The following is a 19,248-nucleotide window of genomic DNA, read 5'->3' as shown; positions in this document are numbered from 1 at the left end:
CGCGGCGTCCCGCGCCGGCGGTGGGCGTCGTCATGCCTGATGCTACCGTGCGTGCAGGCCGGGAAGGCTGACGGGCCGCAGGTCGTCCTGGCCGGGAGGGGGGCCGACGTACCGCGCGCGCGGGCGGATGAGCTGCCCCTGCCTTGCCTCCTCGGCCGCGTGCGCGAGCCAGCCGACCGTGCGGCCGAGCGCGAAGAGTGCCACGCCGCGCTCAGGTGGTCCGCCGGTCAGGCGGGCGAGGACCGCGAGCGGGAGGTCCACGGTGGGCCGCTCCCCGAGGTCGTCCTGCACGGCGCGCGTGAGGGCCGTCGCGGCGCGCACGGCGGGATGGTCCGGGAAGGCCGCCTGGATCGGCGCGAGGAGCGCGGCGGCGCGCGGGTCGCCGTCCGGGTACAGCGGGTGCCCGAAGCCCGGCAGGGTCCGCGCGTGCCGCAGGGTGCGGCGCAGGGCGTCCCGCGCGCCGTGCGTTTCGGTGTCCCCCAGCAGCTCCTGGCAGGCCTGCACGCCCAGCCCGTGCCGGTGTCCCTGCAGGGCGCACAGGCCTGCCAGGACCGCGTGGTGCAGGCTCGCGCCGCTGGACGCCGCGCAGCGCACCGTGAAGCTCGACAGGTTCAGTTCGTGATCGGCCGTGAGGACGAGCGCGCGGCGCAGCAGGTCCGTCAGGGCCGCGTTTCCGCCCGCCCAGGCCCGCCCGAGCCGTTCGTGCAGCGGCAGGTCCGGCGCGGCGGGGATGCTCCCGGCGCGTTCCGTGACCGCGAACATCAGGGCGAGCACCCGGGCGGCGTTCGTCGCCTGCGCCTGCGGGCGCGCGTCGCTCGCCTGCAGGTCCCGCGCGCCCGCCAGCGTGAGGGCGTGCCCGTACGCTTCGAGCAGGCCCGTGCCGGGCAGCAGCGGCAGGTGCGCGAACTGCAGGCGCAGCGGGAGCGGCACCGGGACGGGCTCGCCCGTCCACAGCAGGCCCGCCGTGACCTCCAGCGTCGCGCGCTCCGCGAGGCGCACGGCGTCCCGCCCCCTGTACCACACCTGCCCGTCCCGGATGAGCGTCAGTTCGGACTCCAGCAGCGGCGCGCCCCAGCGCAGCGCGCCCTGCACGGTGCGCTGCGGGTCACGGCGGTCGTCGCGCCGACGCACGAGGGTCTCCACGTCCTCAGCGGAGTACCGCCGGGCGCGGCTGGGGCCCTCGCCTGCCTCGGAGCGGATCAGGCCGCGGCTCACGTACGCGTACAGCGTCGCGCGGTTCACGCCGAGCCGCTCGGTCGCCTCGGAGGCTGTCAGGGTCGTCGCCATATCCCACCGTAGCACCCGCACAGTTGATTCCCGAATCAAGATTGACGCCCCGAGTCAAGTGGCGCACCCTCAGGGCAGGAGGACCCATGACGCACCCGCACACGCACGCCGTCCCGGACCCGGCCACGCCCGAACTCTACCCGGACACCTTCCCCCCGGACCGCTTCCCGCAGTACCGCTGGACGCCGCCCGCCACCCTGCCCGCACAGGCCTGGACGACCGAAACCACCCACCGCGACGGACAGCAGGGCGGCCTGCCGCTCACGGCAGAGCAGGGCGTCCGCATCTACGACCTGATGTGCGCCTTCACCGGCACGAGCGGCGCCGTCCGGCAGGCGGAATTTTTCGTGTACCACCCCGCCGACCGCGCCATGCTGCAGGCCGCCGTGGAACGCCACGCGAGCGGCGCGCCCGTCGAGCCGACCACCTGGATCCGGGCGACGCGCCGCGACGCGGACCTCGTGTCGGCGCTCGGCGTGCGCGAAACCGGCATGCTCGCCAGCGCCAGCGACTACCACACCTTCCACAAGTTCACGCCCGGCGGACGCGCACAGGCGGCCACGACGTACCTGGACGCGGTGCAGGCCGTGCTGGACGCGGGCCTGCGGCCCAGACTGCACCTCGAGGACGCCACGCGCGCCCCGGAAGCGTTCCTGCTGCCGTTCGTGACGGCCGTGCAGGACCTCGCCTCCAGGTACGGCGAGGCGCAGCGCCCGAAGTTCCGGCTGTGCGACACGCTCGGGCTGGGCCTGCCCTATGAGACGGTCGAATGGCCGCGCAGCGTGCCGCGCCTCGTGCAGGCCCTGCGGGCGGCAGGGGTGCCGCCGGAGTTGATGGAGTTCCACCCGCACAACGACACGCACCTCGGCGTCGCGAACTGCCTCGCGGCGGTCACGGCGGGCTGCGCCGTCATCAACGGCACGCTGCTCGGCAAGGGTGAACGCACCGGGAACGCCCCACTGGAGGGCGTGCTCCTGCACCTGCTCGGCATGGGGTTCATGCCGGACGGCTCGCCGGACTTCCACGTCCTGAACGATCTCGCGGCGCTGTACGACACGCTCGGCCAGGGCGTGCCCGCCCAGTACCCGCTGTTCGGCCGGGACGCGCACCGCACCCGCGCCGGGATTCATGCGGACGGCCTGAACAAGTTCTGGCCGATGTACGCGCCCTTCGACGTGCCGCGCCTGCTGGGCCGCCCGCTCGAACTGAGCCTCACGCGCGACAGCGGCCTCGCGGGCCTCGTGTTCCTGATCCACTCACACACCGGCGTCACCGTCCCGAAGGGCGACGCGCGGCTGCAGGCGCTGCACGCCGACCTCACCCGCGACTTCGAGGCGGGCCGTCAGACGGCCGTCGAGTGGGAGGAGATCGCCGGACGCGTGCACGCCTGGCTTCCACGGGAGGTCGTGCCCCACAGCTGAGGTTCAGGGCCCGCCGAGCGTCAGGTCGGCCCGCGCGGCGTCCAGCGGTTGCGGTGCAGCAGGTCCTCCAGCGGCAGGCGTGCCCGCCACCCGCGCGCCTGCAGCTCCGGTTCCGGCAGGAACTCAGTGACGTACCCCACGCACAGGTACGCGAGCGGCACCACGTCCTGCGGGAGCTGCAGCAGCCGCGCGAGCTCCTGCTCGTCGAGAATGCTGACCCAGCCCACCCCGACCCCCTCGGCTCTCGCCGCCAGCCAGAAGTTCTGCACCGCCAGACACGTGCTGAAGAGGTCCATGTCGACGGACGACGTGCGCCCCAGCACGTGCGGCCCGCCCCGGGTGCGCGAGCAGGTCACCACCACGTTCAGGGGACTGTCCTCGATGCCTTCCAGTTTCAGGCGGCGGTACAGCTCCCCGCGCTCCCCGCCGAACAGCCGCGCCGCCTGCTCGTTCGCCCCGGTGTACAGGGCCTTCACGGCGCGTTTCACCTCCGGGTCGTCGATCAGGATGAAGTCCCACGGCTGCATGAATCCCACGGACGGCGCGTGATGCGCGGCGGTCAGCAGGCGCGTCAGCACCTCGTCCGGGACAGGTGCAGGCAGGAACTGCGACCTCACGTCTCGCCGTTCGTGGATCGCGCGGTACACGGCGTCCCGCTCCGCGCGTGAGAACGCCAGCGGCTTTCCCCCTGGATCCGGAGGTTCGGGAGCGGCAGGCAGGGCGGCGTCAGGGTGGAGCGGCATGTCCTGACTGTAGCAGTGGCCGCTGCCGTCAGGGGGCCTGTTCAGGGCTGGCGGCGGCGGCGTTTGTCGGCCAGCATGCGGCGCTCGCTCGCGCGGCGCAGCTCGCCGGGCGTGGCGGCGTCGCCGGGCGCGGACGCCGCGCCCACGCTCACGCCGAAGCTCGGCAGGTCCGCCTGCCTGGCCGACGTCAGCAGACGTTCACGGAGGGCGTCCGCCTGTGCAGGTGTGACGGGCGCGTGCACGATCATGGCGAACACGTCCCCGCCGAGCCGGTACGCCCGTCCCAGGTCGTCCGGCGCGTCCTGCAGTGCCAGCGCGAACGCCCGCAGGACCCGGTCGCCGACCTCGCGGCCCAGGCGGTCGTTGACGCCTTTCAGGTCGTCGAGATCGAAGGTCAGCAGGTGCACCTCGCCCGGCCCGGCGGTCAGCCCGGCCTCCCTGTGCGTGAGGAACGCCGCCTCCAGGTCCGACTCGAAAGCCTGCCGGTTCGGGAGGTCCGTCAGGGCGTCCGTGACCTCCAGGCGCGCGAGGGCCGATCCGCGCCGTTCCGCCTCCTGCCGCGCGGCTTCGAGGTCCCGCGTGCGTTCCAGCAGCAGCTGATCGAACACGCCGAGGATACGGGTGGTGTCCTCGCGGTCCATCACGTCCCCGTCGTGCTCGGCGTCGTCGAGCGCCTGTTCGTGCAGTCCTTCCAGCACGCGCAGCGCCGTCGGGACGATCAGCGGGTCGAACTGCGTGCCGGACGCCCGCCTCAGTTCTGTCAGTGCGTCTTTCGCCGTCCAGGCGGCCTTGTACGGCCGGGCCTGCGTGAGCGCGTCGTACACGTCCGCGAGCGCCACGATCCGCCCGCTGATCGGGATGTCCTCACCGCTCAGGCCCTGCGGGTAGCCGCGCCCGTCCCAGCGTTCGTGGTGCGTCATGGCCACTTCCTCCGCGAGGCGCAGCAGTTCCGAACGGCCGCCCGACAGGATGCGCGCCCCGATCCGGGTGTGGCCCTGCATCAGCCGGAACTCGTCGGGCGTGAGACGGCCCGGTTTCAGCAGCACCGAATCGGGAATGCCGATCTTGCCGACATCGTGCAGGCGGGCCGCGATGCCCAGCAGGCGCGCGCGTTCCTCCGTCCACCCGAGCGCGCGCGCGATGCGGGCGGCGGCGCGGCCCACCCGGCGCGTGTGCTCGCCGGTGGTGTCGTCGCGGTACTCGGCGGCGACCGCGAGGCGCGTCACGACCTCCTGCTGCGCCCGCGCGAGCTCCGCCGTGCGTTCCAGCACGAGCTGCTCGGCGACGATCCGGGCGTCCTGTTCCACCTCCGTCCGGACGCGGTACACGTCGGCGTCGTGCCGGGCGCGTTCCACCTCGAACTGGATGCTGAGGTTACGGGTCTGCCGGTCGCGTTCCACGTGGAAGAGAGAATCCTTGAGGCGCAGGTGCTCGCGGGTGTGCTGCAGGGCCGCGCGGTACTCGCCTTTCTGTTCGGCCGCGTCGCTCAGCAGGCGGAACGCGTCGGCCTCCATGCGCGGGTTGCCGCTCGACCGGGCGAGACTCAGGGCGCGCTCCAGGTGCGGGAGGGCGTGGTCCGGCTCGTTCGCTGCGACGTGCGCTTCGGCGAGGTGCAGCCGCGTTTCAAGTTCGCCCGGCAAGTCCTCGAGCGTTCCGGCGAGCGAGAGGGCCGCAGCGAACGCCTCCGTCGCCTGTGCGTGCCGCCCGGTTCGCGCGTACACGCGGCCCAGGCTGTCGAGCGTCGCGAGCTCCCCGGTCCCGTTGCCGATCTCGCGGTTCCGGGCGAGTGCGGTCTCCAGGTACGCTTCGGCCTCGGCGTCCAGTCCCGCCTCCAGCGCGAAGGTGCCCAGGTTCAGGTGCCCGGTCGCGATCATCAGCCGGTGCCCGAGGCGCTGCGCGATCTCCAACGCGCCGCGCGTCACCTCCATCGCCAGCCCGTGGTCGCGCATCGCGGCATGCAGGTCGCCGAGGCTGTTCAGGATGAACATCTCGGCTTCCGGGTCGTGCAGGTCCCGCTGCGCCGTCCCGTACGCCTCCGTCAGCGACACGATTCCCGCGTGGTACTGCCCGAGCGCGTGCTGCAGCGTTCCGATGTTCGTCAGGCAGTGCGTGCGGCCTCGCGCGTCTCCGTGCGCCGTCCACAGCTTCAGCGCGTCCCCCAGCGTGAGGAGCGCTCCGCTCGCGTCGCCGCGTCCGTACTGCACGCCCGCCAGGTGATTCAGGGCCGTGGCGTGCAGGGCCGGCAGGTCCGCGCCGTCCAGCAGGCGCAGCGCGGCCTGCAGGTGCGTCTCGGCCTCGTCGTACTGCCCGAGGTTCAGGTGCATCTTCCCGGCCAGCACGTGCGCGTCCGCCTGCCGGTGCGCGTCGCCGCTCACGCCGTGCAGGCGGGTCGCCTCCCGCAGGGCCGCTGCCGCCTCCCGGTACGCGTCCACCTGAAGGTGAGCGCGTGCCAGCAGTTCCTGCGCGCCGCCCTCCACGGCCGGGTCAGACGATTCACGGGCCCGCTGCACGAACTCCTGAGCGAGCCCCAGCGTCTCGGAAGACGGCTGGGGCGCGTTCAGGAGGTCAAGCAGGGACTGTTCCAGGGCACGCAGCTGCGCGAGTGCCCTGGCGGCGACGGGATCGGCGGAATCTGAACCGGAAGGAGGAGTGGTGGGAAGGTCAGACAAAGCGGCTTATTGTACGGCGGCCGTCACGAACGCCGAAACGTTCAGGCGGCCACTGCCGAGCTTGCCGCGGTAGTCCCTGTTGGCGGCGATCCCGTCGACGCTGTCGGCACTGCCGGTCAGTTTCCCGATCAGTCCGGCTGCGCTGACGTTCCCCTGACCGAGCGCGAGTGCGAGCGCGCCGGCCGCCATCGGGGACGACATGCTCGTGCCGCTCCAGGCCGCCATGGTGTTCTCGGGCGCGGGCGCATACACCGATTCGCCCGGCGTGACGACCTTCAGTTTGCCGCTGTAGTTCGAGAACTCCGACTTCACGTCCTGCGCGTCCACGCTGCCGACGCTCAGCACGCCCTGCAGGTCCCCGGCGTACGCGGCGGGGTAGGTGATCTTGTCCTGGTCCTCGTTGCCGGCGGACGACACCACCAGCACGTTCCTGGCGCTCACGGCACGGATCGCCGCCTTGACGCTGTCGGAATCCTGCGTCGTGCCGAGGCTGAGGTTGATGACGTTCGCGCCGTGGTCGGCCGCCCAGTAGATCGCCTGCACGACGCTGCTCAGGTCGCCCGAGCCGTCCGAGCCCAGCACACGGATCGGCATGATCTTCGCGAGCGGCGCGACCTGCAGCACGATCCCGGCGACGTTCGTGCCGTGCCCGTACCCGCCCTCCCCGTAGACGCCTTCCTCCTGCGGGGTGACGTCGCCGCCCACGTAGTCCTGCCAGGTGGAGGGGTCCGTCAGCGCGCCCTGGAAGGCCGGGTGCGTCAGGTCGATGCCGGTGTCGATGACGGCCACCGTGACGCCCTCACCGAGCCGCGCCGCCTTGTCCTGAGCGGACTGCAGCTGAATCTGCGCCCAGGTGCCGCTGTTCTCGGGGACGGGCGTGTACGTGCCGCCGGCCCACACGACGCGGGAGCCGCCGGCCCACACCACGCGCGATCCGCCGGCCCACACCACGCGGGAGCCACCGGCCCACACCACGCGCGAGCCTTCCATCCCGGCCGTGGTCTTCTCGCCGATGCTGAACGCGTCGCGGTTGTGCTCCACGCGCACGGCCCGTCCGAGGCGCCGCGCCAGCGTCTGCGCGAGCGACTGCGTGCCCAAACTGGTCTGCGCGGGCAGGCCCACCATCGCGGCGCACGCGCCCTCGCCGGTACCGCACCCGCCGTCCTGCCACGTGAGGACCTTGCCGCCCGTGGCGGTCTCGATGCTGGCGCGCGTGTCGCCCGCCTGCAGGGGAACGGTGGTCACCTGATCGTAGCGGACCGCGCTGGACGTGCCGGGCGTGAGGGTGGAACCGCAGGCGGAGAGCATCAGGACGGTGAGCGGAAGGAAGAGAGCAGCGCGCGTGGACTTCGACATGGGAGGCACATCCTTTGCTGATGGGAAGCGTGAGACTGACGGTGCTAACTGTACCTGCTGAGTGAATCCCTCGTGGCGGCAAAATTTCACACAGGGCCGCTTCTGAGAACAGCCTCACCATAAGGTAAAGGAAACCTCAACTTCCCGGGTGGGCAGATGTCGGCCCGCCCCCGATTCATGAACGCACGCGGCCCTCACGACAGCGGGCCGCGCCACCTCACGCAGGCGCTCCCCGCCGACGTGTTCAGCGCCGGAACGCGAGACGCTGCTGCAGCCGCCAGGTGTCGTCCCCCCAGGCGGCGACCGTCCCCAGGACGCTGATGGCCACCCCGAGCCACCACCAGACCTGCGCCGGCTCGGCCCCTGGGCGCAGCGACAGCACGTCCCAGGCAGCCACCAGACCCAGGCCAACGAGGCCCGGCAGGGCGATCAGCACGGCCCAAGGCAGCTGTTTCGGGCGGTCGTGGTAGTGGGACCGCAGGTAGACCCGGCGCACCGCGCCGACACTCCACGCGCACAGCAGCAGCGGGAGGACGCTCAGGGCGATCAGGATGTCCGCGCTCACCGGCTCACCGCAGGCCAGAGGTCGGCCCAGCGATCAGGGCGACGTGCAGGATGTGTGTGGCGAGAGGAAAGGGACAGGGTACGGCGCGGCGGGCGACCGGACTGGAGGCGCGTGTTCATGGGCGGGCTACTTCTATCACGTCATCATGAGCCATGTCATGAGGTTTTCTTGAGTGTATTCAGACAACGGGGAGGGTCGCGCCGCGTCCGCATATCGTTCAGCGAAACATTCGGCGGCGGGGCATCATGGTCTTCCCGGCCCCCACGCCAGTCACCTCAGGAGGACACCCGTGAACACGCACAGCACCGCCCCCCTTCCGATCAGTGTCAGCGGCGAGGCGGACCTCCCCGACCTCGGCGACGTGACTGCCGTCATCAGCATCCGCGACCCGCACGACGACGTGCCGCCCGCCGTACTCGCCGCGGGCGTCCCCACCCTCACGCTCGCCTTCCAGGACACCGAGGACGACGGGCCGGGCGCGCCGCAGGCCTGGCACCTGCTCGAAGTGGAACGCTTCGCGCGCCGCCTCCCGGCGGGCGCCCGCCTGCACGTCCACTGTTTCGCGGGCGTCAGCCGCAGCACCGCCGTCGCCAGTTTCGTCCTCGCTCTCCTCGCGCCGCGCATGACGGACCTGCAGATCGCCCGGCACGTCCTGCAGTTGCGGCCGCAGGCCGTGCCGAACGACCTGCTGCTCCGGCACGCCGACGCCCTCCTCGCGCGCCGCCTGCGCCCGGCATGGCGCAGGCTGGCCCGATACTGAACGCGGCCCGGCGGGCAGGAGATGATACGGTGTTGATCCAATGACACGGATGACGGCAACAGCGCCGACAGCCCTTCTTGGACGTGACAGCACCCATGGGGACGCCTGCCCGCTTCCATCTCCTCAACGCCGGACCTGTGGGTACTCGTGGCCGGGCGGCGGCTCCGCATTCCGCTCGGCTGAACTCGACAAGTTCAGCTCAACACCGTATGACCTGCCCGCCCCACCGTGCCCCGTCATGCCCGATACTGGAGGCGTGCAACTCCAGTTCAGCACCGAACTCATCGAGTGGCGGGGCCCGGCGCCCTACCTGTTCGCGCCCGTCCCGGAAGCGGAAGCGGACGCCATCCGGGCCGCGGCGGCCCTCGTCACGTACGGCTGGGGCATGATCCCTGTCCGTGCGAGCATCGGAGACACCGGGTGGCGCACCTCCCTCTTCCCGAAGGACGGCCGTTACCTCGTGCCGGTCAAGGTGGCCGTGCAGCGCGCCGAGACGCTCGGCAGAGGAGACCGGGTCACCGTCACCCTGAACATCGGCGTCTGACGCGCGGGCGTGCATCCACGGTCAGCGCTTCGCGGGCAGGACAGTGCGGGCCGTCCATGTTCCGGCGGGCCGCCAGAGGGTCCCGGCGGCCAGGCCCAGCAGCGCGTACAGCAGGCTGCCGAGCACGTCGAGGGTGTGGTGCGCGCCGATCGCGAGTCGGCCGAGCAGCACGGCGACCGTGCCCGCCACGAAGACCGGCAGGGCGCGCGGGTGGATCCACCACGCCCAGCCCGCCAGGAGGGCCGCGACGAGCGTGTGGTCGCTCGGGAAGCCGTTGTCGCTGGCCGCGTGCGCGAGCGGCAGGTACCCTTCCGCCACGTAGGGCCGCACGTCCACGATCACGCCCTTGAGCGCCAGCGTGAGCAGCGCCGCGACCACCCCGGACAGCAGGGCGCGCGCCGCGAAGCCCCACGTGACGCGCGCCCGGCCCTGCCACGCCACGGCCGCCAGCGCGAGCAGCAGCACGAACAGCAGGTCGTTCGCGCAGAAGACCGCCACTCCCGCCAGCAGGGGGTGAGCGGCCGCCGAGGCGTGCAGGGAGCGTTGCAGGACATCCGTCATGGGCGTCACCGTACCGCGCGCCGGGCAGGGAAACGGTATAGCCTCCGCCGGGACGCGTTCAGGCGGGGCCCTTCACGGCGTCCAGGCCCGCCAGCCGTTCGATCTGCGTGACGAGGGCACTGTGGTCGCGGCCGCCCTCGCCGCGCTCCACCATGTCCGCGAACAGGTCCCGGACCGTGTGCGTGAGCGGCATCTGCACGCCGTGCCGGGAAGCCACGTCGAGCACCGCGTCGAGGTCCTTGACCTGGTTGGTGATGCTGCCGCCCGGCTCGAACTCGCGTTCCACCATGCGCGCCCCGTGCAGGTCCAGGATGCGGCTCTGGCAGAAGCCGCCCATGATGGCCTCCCGCACGCGGGCCGGGTCGGCGCCGCCCGCGCGGGCGAGCGTGAGGCCCTCGGCGACCGCGCCGATCGTGACGGCCACGATCGCCTGATTCACGAGCTTGCACAGCTGCCCCGAGCCGTGCGGGCCGACGTGCGTGGGGGAGCCCAGCGCCCGGAAGACGGCGTCAGCGCGCTGCGCGTCCCGTTCGGGGCCGCCCACCATGATGGCGAGCGTGCCCTGCGCCGCGCCGACCGTGCCGCCGCTGACGGGCGCGTCGAGGTACGCCAGCCCACGGGACAGGAGCAGCGCTGCGTGGTCGCGGGCGATGCCGGGGTGAATGCTGCTCATGTCGATCAGGAGCGTGCCGGGCCGCAGGGCGTCCAGCAGCAGGTCGTCCAGCAGCACCCGGTTCACGATGTCGCCGTTCGGCAGCATGGTGATCACCACGTCCGCGTGCCGGGCCGCGCCTGCGGCCGTGCCCGCCACCTGCGCGCCCTGCCGTGCGAGCAGCGCGAGCGGTTCGGGCGAGCGGTCGTACACGGTGAGCGGGAATCCGGCGCGCAGCAGGTTCTCCGCCATGGGGCGCCCCATCAGGCCCGTCCCGATGAGGGCCACGGCGGGGCGAGCGGGTGTGGCCTGAAGGGGCGCCGGGGTGAGGGGGGTCGTGTCGTCGTTCAAGGCCTTGGTCCCTCCTGGGGCGTGTGGTGGCGTGCCGTGGTCGTGCCGCGCACCGCGACCCGGATGCGGTACAGGCTGCGGCTCGCGGCGATGTACAGGGTGCGGCCGTCCGGTCCGCCGAACGTGAGGTTCCCGATCACTTCCGGCACGGGAATCTCACCGAGGCGCGTGCCGTCCGGGGCGTACACCTGCACGCCGCTCGCGCTGCTCGTCCAGACGTTCCCGTGCTCGTCCACCCGGAACCCGTCCGGGAAGCCGGGCGACACCTCCGCGAACACGCGCGCGTTCCTGGCCTCGCCGCCGTGCAGGTCGAACGCGAGAATGTGATGGTGCGCCTCCTGCCAGTAGCGTTCGCCGGAGTGCGTCCCGGCCGTGTCGCCCACGTACAGCACCGACTCGTCCGGACTGAACGCCAGGCCGTTCGGGCACACCATGTCCAGCACCACGGCGCGCGTCTCGCCGCTCACGGGGTCGTGGCGGTACACGTACTGGCCCGGCTGTTCCTGCGTGCCGCCGTACCCCTCGTGCGGCTGGATCAGCCCGTAGGGCGGGTCCGTGAACCAGATGCTGCCGTCCCGCGCGACGACCACGTCGTTCGGGCTGTTCAGGCGCCGCCCGCCGTACTCGCCGACCAGCATCGTCCACGTGCCGTCGTGCTCCTGCCGGACGATGCCGCGCTCGCCGTGCGAGCAGCCGACGATGCGGCCCTCGTGGTCGAGCGCGTGCCCGTTCTGGAAGTGCGAGGGGTTCAGGTACTCCCGGACCGGCTCGCCCTCCTGCCACACGAGCAGGCGGTTGCCGGGAATGTCGCTCCACACGACCCGCCCGTCCGGCAGCTGCACGGGACCCTCGCCCCACGTCGCGCCGGTGTACAGGCACTCCAGCGCCGCGCCGTCCTGCAGCAGGGGCCGCAGGCGCTCGTCGCTCACTTCGGTCTGCCGTTCCGTTCCCTGCGTCATCCGTCCTCCAGCACCACCTGCTGATCCTGCACTTCCACGCTCACGCTCACGGCCCGCGCGCTCAGACTGCGGTGGCTGACCCCAGCGGGCACGCTGTACGCCGTGCCGGGACCGAGGTCCATCCGCGTGCCGTCCCGGAACTCCAGCCGCAGCACGCCCTGCAGGACGATGAACGTCTCCGGCGTGTTCGGGTGGTGGTGCCACGGTCCGGGCGAGGTGGTGAGCGTCAGGCGGACGCGGTGGCCTGCGCCCGCCATGACGACCTCGTTGAACGGCCCCGAAACCCTGCCCCCGGCGAGGTCCAGCAGGTTCACGGGGTCCTGCACTTACCTGCCCCAGATCTTGCGGTACACGTTCCGGTACCCGTTCTGCGGGTCGAAGGTGTCCTTCGCGCCGCCGTCGTACGCGATGTTCGCCTTGGTGACGATGTGCACCGGGATGCTGAAGCCGCTGGGCTTCTGGCCCGCGAACGCGCGGTTGAGCTCGTCGACCAGCTGCCAGCCCTGCAGGTTCACGGGTTCGGGAATGGTGGCGTCCTGGTACTGCCCGGTCCGGACGCGCTGGTACGCGCTCTGGCTGCCGTCCCCGGCGGAGACGTTCGCGAGCTGCCCGGTCGGCTGGATGCCCGCGGCCGTCAGGGCGGGCAGCATCCCGTCGAAGTACAGGTCGTTGATGCCGAGGGAGTACGTCCACTTCTGACCGTACTTCTGCAGGAGGCTGGCCGTGACGGTCGGCATGTCCTTGGTGGCGCTGCCGAGCGACTGCACCCGCGTTTCGAGGAGCGTGCAGCCCTTGCACTGCCGGATGATGGCGGCCATGGCGTCACTCTTCGCGAGGGCGATGGCGTAGGCGCTGTCCGTGAAGATCACGACGCCGGCCTTGCCGTTGCTGCGCGCGATGGCGTAGTACGCGGCGGCCTCGGCGGTCGCGGTGGCGGACGTCGTGATGTTCGTGAAGACCTTCGGGCTGCTGATCGGGCCGGACGCGGCGCCCGCGTGCCAGCCGGCCACGACGATCCCGGCGGCGTTCGCCTGTTCCAGCAGGTCCGCCTGTTCGGCAGCGTCGAAGCCGCCGAGGATGATGGCGGACGGCTTCAGGGCGATGGCCTGCCCGAGCGCGTCGGCGTGCCCGGACACCGTGCCGCGCCCGTCGAGGACGCGGACCGTCCAGCCGATGGCCTTCCCGGCCTCCTGCACGCCCACCCCGACGCCCTGCGCGCCGCCGTTGCGCTGGTCGCTCGACACGTACACCACGGTCTTGCCGGCCTGCGCTTTCGGTCCGGTGGTGGGGCCGGTCCAGCGGTTCGCCTGGGCGGCGGCGGTCGCCACGAAGGCCCTGGCCTTGCTGAGGACGGGGTCGCTGGCCTGCGCGTGGGCGGGGAGGGAGGCGGCGGCGGTCACGGCGACGAGGGTGCTCAGGACAGCGGTGCTCTTCATTGTGGTTCTCCTTTTCCGGGCGTGCCGGGCTGAGAGGGAAGGTCCGTGGAGGGGAGGGGGGGGAGGCGTTTCACGGCGCTGCGTTTGCGGCCCGCGAAGCCCGCCAGGCCGATCGCGACGAGCAGGGTCAGGCCGTTGAACATCGGCTCGACCCAGAAGGCCCCGCCGAGCTGCTGCAGGCCCGAGATGCCGACCGCGAGGATCACGATGCCGACGAGCGTGCCCCACACGTTCACCCGGCCGGGCCGGATGGTGGTCGAGCCGAGGAACGCCGCGACGAGCGCCGGAAGAAGGTAGTCGAGGCCCACGCCGATCTGCCCGATCCGCAGTTTCGAGGCGAGGATCACGCCCGCGAGCGCCGTGATGACGCCGCTCGCCACGAAGGCCAGCACGATGTACCGCCGGGTGTTCACGCCGTTCAGGCGGGCCGCTTCGGGGTTCGCGCCGACCGCGTACAGGTACCGTCCGACCGGGGTGTGGTCGAGGGCCAGCCACATCACGACGCTCAGCACGAGCACGTACACGGCCGGGAGCGGCAGGCCGAGCAGGTTCCCGCCGCTCAGCCGGAAGAAGCTGGGCGGCAGCGCCCCGATCACCTGCTGCCCGTTCGTGTACCACAGGGCGATGGCGTACACGACGGTGCCGGTCCCGAGCGTCGCGATGAACGCGTCGATCCGCGCGAGTTCCACCAGCATGGCGTTCACCACGCCGAGCAGCGCGCCGAGCACCACCACGATTCCGATCACGACGGGCCAAGGCAGGTGATTCTGCGTCTGCAGGCTCACGCTGAGAATCTCGAACAGCACCACGCCGTACCCGATGCTGATGTCGATCTTGCCGGCCACCATGGGAATCATCACGGCGAGTGCCAGGAGGGCCGTCACCGCCTGGTTGCCCATGATGAGGCGGGCGTTCGTCCAGGTCGGGAAGGTCTGCGGGAGCAGCACGCTGAACAGCACGATCAATGCCAGGGTGAGCAGCACGACGCCGTAGCTGGGAATGAGGCGCGCCGCGCGCCTGACGGCGCCCTGCAGGCCCTGCTGCTGGATGTCGCTCAGGTCCGGTTCGAGGGCGTTACTCTTCAGGGACTGCATGGGTCGCTCCTTGCGGCGATGAGGACTGGAGGGCCGCGCCGCCGGCCGCCCACAGGTTCAGCTGCTCCAGGGTGAGGGTGTCGCCGCCGAGTTCCCTGACGACGCGGCCACGGTCGAACACGAGGGCGCGGTGCGCGACGCCCGCGATCTCCTCGAAGTCGGTGGAGACGAGCAGCACGGCCAGGCCGCGCTCCAGCGCGCCCGCCAGCAGGCGGTAGATGTCGGCCTTGCTGCCCACGTCCACCCCGAGGGTCGGTTCCTCCAGAATGAGCAGCTGTCCGCCGAACTCCAGCCAGCGGGCCATCACGACCTTCTGCTGGTTGCCGCCGGACAGCGTCTCGACCGGCGCTTCCGGGTCGGCGGGCCGCACCCCGTACCGCTGCACCCACGCCTGCGCGCGCGGCGTCTCGGTGGCGGCCGACAGTCGCCCGAGGAAGGGCGTGCCCTGCAGGGCGGGGTTCATGAAGAAGTTCTCGCGCACGCTGAGCGGCAGGGCGAGGCTCTCCTCGCGCCGGTTGGCGCTCACGAAGCCGATGCCGCTCGCCATGGCCGCTCCGGGCGTCCGGGTGTCGACCGGGCGGCCGTTCAGGGTGACGTGCCCGGCGTGGCCGTGCAGGCCGAACAGCGAGCGGCCCACCGCGACCTGCCCCGCCCCCTTGAGGCCCGTGACGCCCAGCACCTCGCCCGGCTGCACGTGAAAGGTGACGGTTTCTGCGCCGTCCGGCTGCAGGTCTTGCACCTCCAGGCGCGCCGCTCCGCCTGCGGGCGTGGGGGCGCGCGGGTACAGCTGCTCCAGGCGTCGGCCCACGATCTGCGTCACGAGCGCCTCGGGGGCGGTGTCGCGCGTGGGGGCCTCGCCGACCTTGCGGCCGTCGCGCAGCACGACCGTGCGGTCGCTGATCTGGAACACCTCGTCCAGCCGGTGCGACACGTAGATCATGCCGACCCCCTGGGCCTGCAGGCCGCGCAGAACCCGGAAGAGGCGCTGCACGTCGGCGGCGGGCAGGCTGCTCGTCGGTTCGTCCAGCACCAGCACCTGCGCCTGCACCGACAGCGCGCGGGCGATGGCGACCAGGGCGCGCTCCGTGCGCGGCAGCGACTGCACGCGCGCGTCCGGGCGGATGCCGCCCCCCACGCGTTCCAGCGTGCGGAGCGCCTGCTCTTTCGCGGCACGCCAGTCGATGAACGGGCCGCGCCTCGGGTACGGCTGGCCGAGCGAGAGGTTCTCGGTGACGGTCATCCAGTCGACCAGGCCGAGGTCCTGGTGGATGAACGCGATGGGCGGCGCCTTGCCGTAACTGCCGAGCGGCTCGCCCAGCACGCGGATCTCACCGGCGCTCGGGGCGTGCACGCCGGCCAGCATCTTGATGATGGTGCTCTTGCCCGCGCCGTTCTGACCGAGCAGCGCGAGGATCTCGCCGGGGTGCAGGGTGAGGCTCACGTCGTCCACGGCGCGCGTCCCGCCGAACACCTTGCTCAGGCCGCGCAGTTCCAGCAGCGGCGTCCCCGGGCCGGAGGCCTGGGTCGTCCGGGGGAGCGTGCTCCGGGGGGTGTGCGCGGTCACACGCTTCCCTCGTCCGGAGTGAGCGTGACCTTCACGGCGCGCGAGCGGTCCCCGGCGAGCGCGAAGGCCTCCGGCGCCCGCGAGAGTGGGAAGCTCGCCGTGAGTATGGGCGTGACGTCCACCCGGCCGTCCGCGAGCAGCCGCGCGGCCCACGCGAACTCGCGGTGGAAGCGGAAACTGCCGACGAGCGTCACCTCGCGTGAGATGAGCGGGTTGAGCGGCGCGCCCGTCACGCCGGGCGGCAGCATCCCGACCTGCACGACCCGTCCGCCTGCCCGGACGGCGCCGAGTGCGGACGCGAGGCCCGCCGGACTGCCGGACGCCTCGAACACCACGTCGTACCCGCTGCCCGCGTCGTCCGCCGTCACGTTCACGGTGCGCGTGGCGCCCATGCGGGCCGCGACGGCGAGCGGCGCGTCCTGCAGGTCCGTGACCGTGATGGCCGTGCTGCCCGCGAGGCGCGCGGACGCGGCGAGCAGCGCCCCGATCGGTCCGGCGCCCACCACCAGCACCGTCTGTCCGAGCAGCGGTCCCGCCTGCGACGCGGCGTGCAGCGTCACGGCGAGCGGTTCGGCGCAGGCGGCCTCCCGGTAGCTCAGGTGGTCCGGGACAACCTCGCACTGGTCCTCGCGCGCCAGGAATTCCTCGGCGAAGGCGCCCTGCACGTGCGGGTAGCGGGCGGCACTGCCGTAGAAGCGCATGTTCGGGCAGAGGTTGCTGTGCCCCGACAGGCACGCCCCGCAGTGCAGGCACGGCCGGGACGGGTTCACGGCGACCCGGTCCCCGACCTGTACGCGCGTCACGCGCTTCCCGACGGCCGTCACGTCGCCCGCCACCTCGTGCCCGAGCACCATCGGTTCGCGCAGCCGGAAGTCGCCCACCCCGCCGTGTCCGTAGTAGTGCAGGTCCGAGCCGCAGATGCCGCCCGCGCCGAGCCGCACGCGCACCTCGTCCCCCGCGGGGTCGGGCGTGGCGAGGTCCTGCACGCGCAGGTCGTGCGCGGCGTGGATGACGAGCGCCTTCACGCCCGCCGCTCCGGGAGGCGGGCGGGCGTGGGGAGCGGCTGCCCCGCGAAGTGCGCCCGGAGGTTCGCGAGGACCAGTTCGCCCATCTCCTGCCGGGATTCGCGCGTGCCGCTCGCGGCGTGCGGGGCGAGCACCACCTGGTCCATGCCGAGCAGTGCTTCCGGGACGCGCGGTTCGGCGGCGAACACGTCGAGGGCCGCCCCGCCGAGCCGTCCGTCCTGCAGCGCGGCCACCAGGGCGGCCTCGTCCACGATGCTGCCGCGCGAGACGTTCACGAGCAGGCCGTCCGGTCCGAGCGCGCCGAGCACTTCGGCGTTCACGATGCCGCGCGTGTCCTGCCCCCCGGCGGCCGCGACCACCAGCACGTCCACCTCGCGCGCCAGCGTCAGCAGGTCCGGGCGGTGCGGGTACGGCAGGGCGGGAATGGAGGCGCGGTCCGTGTACGACACGTGCATGTCGAGCGCCGAGAGTCGGCGCGCGATGGCCTGCCCGACGCGGCCCATGCCGACGATCCCGGCGCGCTTCCCGCCGAGGCGCGTGGTGAGCGGCATCTCGCCCTCCCGCGCCCAGCGGCCCTCGCGGACGTACCGGTCCCCGAACGGAACGCGGCGCGCGGCAGCCAGCAGCAGCGCGACGCCCTGGTCGGCCACGTCGTTCGTGAGGACGTCCGGGGTGGTGCTGACGCGCACGCCGCGCCGGGCGGCCTCGTGCAGGTCGATGGCGTCGAGGCCCACCCCGTAGATGGCGACCATCTCCAGGTCCGGGAGGGCCGCCATCACGGCCTGCGGCAGGCCCACCCCGCCGTTCGTGGCGACGGCGCGGACCCCGTGCCCGTGCGCCTGCAGGTACGCGTCCCGGTCCGGCTGTTCCCACAGGCGGTGCGTGACGTACTCGCGTTCCAGCGCCTCCATCACGAAGGGCATCATCGGGGCGGTGATCAGGAGGTGAGGGCGGTCCTGGGCTGCGGTCATGACGGCTCCTGGCTGAGGTGAGGGGGGGCGAGGGTGGTGAGGCGCTGCACGATCTCGAAGCCGACGTCGATGGGCGGCTGCGCGCCGAGCGTCCCGGCGAGCCGGGCGAGCAGCAGGTCGGCCGCGAGGCGGCCCATCTCGTGCCGGGGGATGCGGACGGTGGTGAGGGCCGGGTTGAGGTGCGAGGCGATCTCCTCGTCGGAGAAGCCCATGATCGCGAGGTCCTCCGGGACGCGGATGCCGCGCCGCTGGCACTCGAAGAGCGCCCCGGCGGCCAGTTCGTCGTTCGCGAAGAACACGGCGTCCATCTCGGGGTGGCGGTGGAGCAGGTCCGTCACGAGGTCGCGGCCCACCGCGAGGCTGCTCGGCAGGTCGCTGCGGCCGATCAGGTGGTGCGGCAGGCCCAGGCGCATCAGGGCCGTCTGGAAGCCGTGGATGCGCCGCACGCTGCGCGGGTCGAGTTCGGTGAGCGTCCCGGCGTACGCGACGTGCCGGTACCCGCACGACGCGAGGTACCGCACGACGGCCTCGCCGACCACCGCGTGCGAGAAGCCGATGTTCAGGTCGAGCGCCTGCGACTGCTCGCTCGCCACGGCGAGGTCCATGATCTCCACCACCGGGATCCCGGCGGACTTCAGCAGGCGCACGGTGCGTTCGGAGTGGTCGATGCCGGACAGCACGATGCCGCTCGGCCGCCACCCGAGGAACACCTCGACGAGCTTCTCCTCCTTCTCGCGGCTGTACTCGGTGGAGCCGAGCATGATCTGGTACCCGGAGGCGGGCAGGCGTTCCTGCAGGCCTTCGAGGATCTGCACGTACACGCTGTGGTGCAGGGTCGGCACGAGCACCGGCAGGGCGAGGCTGGTGCCGCTGGCGAGGCCGCCTGCCGCGCGGTCGGGGATGTAGTTCAGGTCGTCGGCGGCCTGCAGGACGCGGGCGCGGAGTTCCTCGGAGACCATCTCGGGGCGGTTCAGGGCGCGGCTGGCGGTCATGGTGGCCACGCCCGCGTGGCGGGCGACGTCGGCGATGGTGACGCGCTGGCGTTTGCGGCCGGTGACGGTACTTCTGGAGGTGGGGCTGCTCAAGCGGACCTCTCGTGGGAATGGGGAAGGTGTGTCACGGCCAGGGCGAATGGCAGTGAAAACGTCGTGCGGTACGGCATTCAGGCGTGCTGACCTGGGGATTTGCGTATTTGGTACCTGGATGTTAACGTTATCAAACCGAGATTGCAAGTCCCCCACGGAGGCCCCCATGACCGCACCCCGACGCCCGGTTGCCCGCCCGCCCCGC

18 protein-coding genes are annotated in these 19,248 nt (G+C 72.2%); 3 read left to right on the top strand and 15 right to left on the bottom strand.

What is annotated here, in order from left to right; all coding sequences use genetic code 11:
• Positions 1-42: 42 nt before the first annotated feature.
• Complete coding sequence (locus IEY33_RS05040; RefSeq protein WP_188961174.1) at positions 43-1,287, bottom strand: citrate/2-methylcitrate synthase; 1,245 nt, start codon at positions 1,285-1,287, stop codon at positions 43-45.
• Between the two features lie 86 nt (positions 1,288-1,373).
• On the opposite strand from IEY33_RS05040, the gene IEY33_RS05035 reads away from it, so the two are divergent.
• On the top strand, positions 1,374-2,708 hold the full coding sequence (locus IEY33_RS05035) for a hydroxymethylglutaryl-CoA lyase-like TIM-barrel protein (protein ID WP_188961173.1): 1,335 nt from the start codon (positions 1,374-1,376) through the stop codon (positions 2,706-2,708).
• 20 nt (positions 2,709-2,728) lie between these two features.
• Here IEY33_RS05035 and bluB read toward each other — a convergent pair whose 3' ends face one another.
• The 4 genes from bluB to IEY33_RS05015 form a co-directional block, all read right to left on the bottom strand.
• Positions 2,729-3,451 carry a 5,6-dimethylbenzimidazole synthase gene (gene bluB / locus IEY33_RS05030; protein WP_188961172.1) on the bottom strand — a complete coding sequence of 241 codons (723 nt, stop codon included), beginning with the start codon at positions 3,449-3,451 and terminating at the stop codon, positions 2,729-2,731.
• Positions 3,452-3,492: 41 nt separating this feature from the next.
• Complete coding sequence (locus IEY33_RS05025; RefSeq protein WP_188961171.1) at positions 3,493-6,120, bottom strand: HD domain-containing phosphohydrolase; 2,628 nt, start codon at positions 6,118-6,120, stop codon at positions 3,493-3,495.
• A 6-nt stretch (positions 6,121-6,126) separates the two neighbouring features.
• A complete protein-coding gene (locus tag IEY33_RS05020; protein WP_188961170.1) occupies positions 6,127-7,476 on the bottom strand; it encodes a S8 family serine peptidase in 1,350 nt (449 codons plus the stop codon).
• A 244-nt stretch (positions 7,477-7,720) separates the two neighbouring features.
• A complete protein-coding gene (locus IEY33_RS05015) occupies positions 7,721-8,041 on the bottom strand; it encodes a hypothetical protein (RefSeq protein ID WP_188961169.1) in 321 nt (106 codons plus the stop codon).
• A gap of 289 nt (positions 8,042-8,330) precedes the next feature.
• Between IEY33_RS05015 and IEY33_RS05010 the strand changes: the two genes are divergently transcribed.
• Both IEY33_RS05010 and IEY33_RS05005 read left to right on the top strand, forming a co-directional pair.
• Positions 8,331-8,801 (top strand): hypothetical protein, encoded by a 471-nt coding sequence (locus tag IEY33_RS05010; protein ID WP_188961168.1) that lies wholly within the window; start codon positions 8,331-8,333, stop codon positions 8,799-8,801.
• A 256-nt stretch (positions 8,802-9,057) separates the two neighbouring features.
• The gene (locus tag IEY33_RS05005; RefSeq protein WP_188961167.1) at positions 9,058-9,345 is read left to right on the top strand and encodes a DUF1905 domain-containing protein; all 288 of its coding nucleotides are present in this window, start codon (positions 9,058-9,060) and stop codon (positions 9,343-9,345) included.
• 21 nt (positions 9,346-9,366) lie between these two features.
• Here IEY33_RS05005 and IEY33_RS05000 read toward each other — a convergent pair whose 3' ends face one another.
• From IEY33_RS05000 to IEY33_RS04955, 10 genes are read right to left on the bottom strand one after another with little or no spacing between them, the layout of a single operon-like run.
• Positions 9,367-9,906, bottom strand: a complete 540-nt coding sequence (locus tag IEY33_RS05000) for a phosphatase PAP2 family protein (protein ID WP_188961166.1) — start codon at positions 9,904-9,906, stop codon at positions 9,367-9,369.
• Positions 9,907-9,964: 58 nt separating this feature from the next.
• Positions 9,965-10,909: an NAD(P)-dependent oxidoreductase gene (locus IEY33_RS04995; protein ID WP_229670781.1), complete on the bottom strand. Its 945-nt coding sequence runs from the start codon at positions 10,907-10,909 to the stop codon at positions 9,965-9,967.
• Positions 10,906-11,868, bottom strand: coding sequence for an SMP-30/gluconolactonase/LRE family protein (locus IEY33_RS04990; RefSeq protein ID WP_188961165.1), 963 nt, complete (start codon positions 11,866-11,868; stop codon positions 10,906-10,908). Before IEY33_RS04990 ends, IEY33_RS04995 begins: the two co-directional genes overlap by 4 nt.
• Complete coding sequence (locus IEY33_RS04985) at positions 11,865-12,194, bottom strand: cupin domain-containing protein (protein WP_188961164.1); 330 nt, start codon at positions 12,192-12,194, stop codon at positions 11,865-11,867. The genes IEY33_RS04990 and IEY33_RS04985 overlap by 4 nt, the downstream gene beginning before the upstream one ends.
• Positions 12,195-13,304 carry a substrate-binding domain-containing protein gene (locus tag IEY33_RS04980; RefSeq protein ID WP_188961163.1) on the bottom strand — a complete coding sequence of 370 codons (1,110 nt, stop codon included), beginning with the start codon at positions 13,302-13,304 and terminating at the stop codon, positions 12,195-12,197.
• On the bottom strand, positions 13,301-14,398 hold the full coding sequence (locus tag IEY33_RS04975; RefSeq protein WP_188961162.1) for an ABC transporter permease: 1,098 nt from the start codon (positions 14,396-14,398) through the stop codon (positions 13,301-13,303). The genes IEY33_RS04980 and IEY33_RS04975 overlap by 4 nt, the downstream gene beginning before the upstream one ends.
• Positions 14,379-15,962 carry a sugar ABC transporter ATP-binding protein gene (locus IEY33_RS04970; protein WP_229670780.1) on the bottom strand — a complete coding sequence of 528 codons (1,584 nt, stop codon included), beginning with the start codon at positions 15,960-15,962 and terminating at the stop codon, positions 14,379-14,381. Before IEY33_RS04970 ends, IEY33_RS04975 begins: the two co-directional genes overlap by 20 nt.
• Positions 15,959-16,987, bottom strand: coding sequence for an L-idonate 5-dehydrogenase (locus IEY33_RS04965; protein ID WP_188961161.1), 1,029 nt, complete (start codon positions 16,985-16,987; stop codon positions 15,959-15,961). The genes IEY33_RS04970 and IEY33_RS04965 overlap by 4 nt, the downstream gene beginning before the upstream one ends.
• Positions 16,984-17,958, bottom strand: coding sequence for a 2-hydroxyacid dehydrogenase (locus IEY33_RS04960; protein WP_188961160.1), 975 nt, complete (start codon positions 17,956-17,958; stop codon positions 16,984-16,986). The genes IEY33_RS04965 and IEY33_RS04960 overlap by 4 nt, the downstream gene beginning before the upstream one ends.
• Positions 17,955-19,043, bottom strand: coding sequence for a LacI family DNA-binding transcriptional regulator (locus IEY33_RS04955; protein ID WP_229670779.1), 1,089 nt, complete (start codon positions 19,041-19,043; stop codon positions 17,955-17,957). The genes IEY33_RS04960 and IEY33_RS04955 overlap by 4 nt, the downstream gene beginning before the upstream one ends.
• Between the last annotated feature and the right edge of the window lie 205 nt (positions 19,044-19,248).

The sequence above is a fragment of the Deinococcus aquiradiocola genome (assembly GCF_014646915.1).
GTDB lineage: Bacteria > Deinococcota > Deinococci > Deinococcales > Deinococcaceae > Deinococcus > Deinococcus aquiradiocola.
The sequence above is the reverse complement of the archived record's forward strand: the minus strand, read 5'-3'. Positions and strand labels throughout refer to the sequence as shown.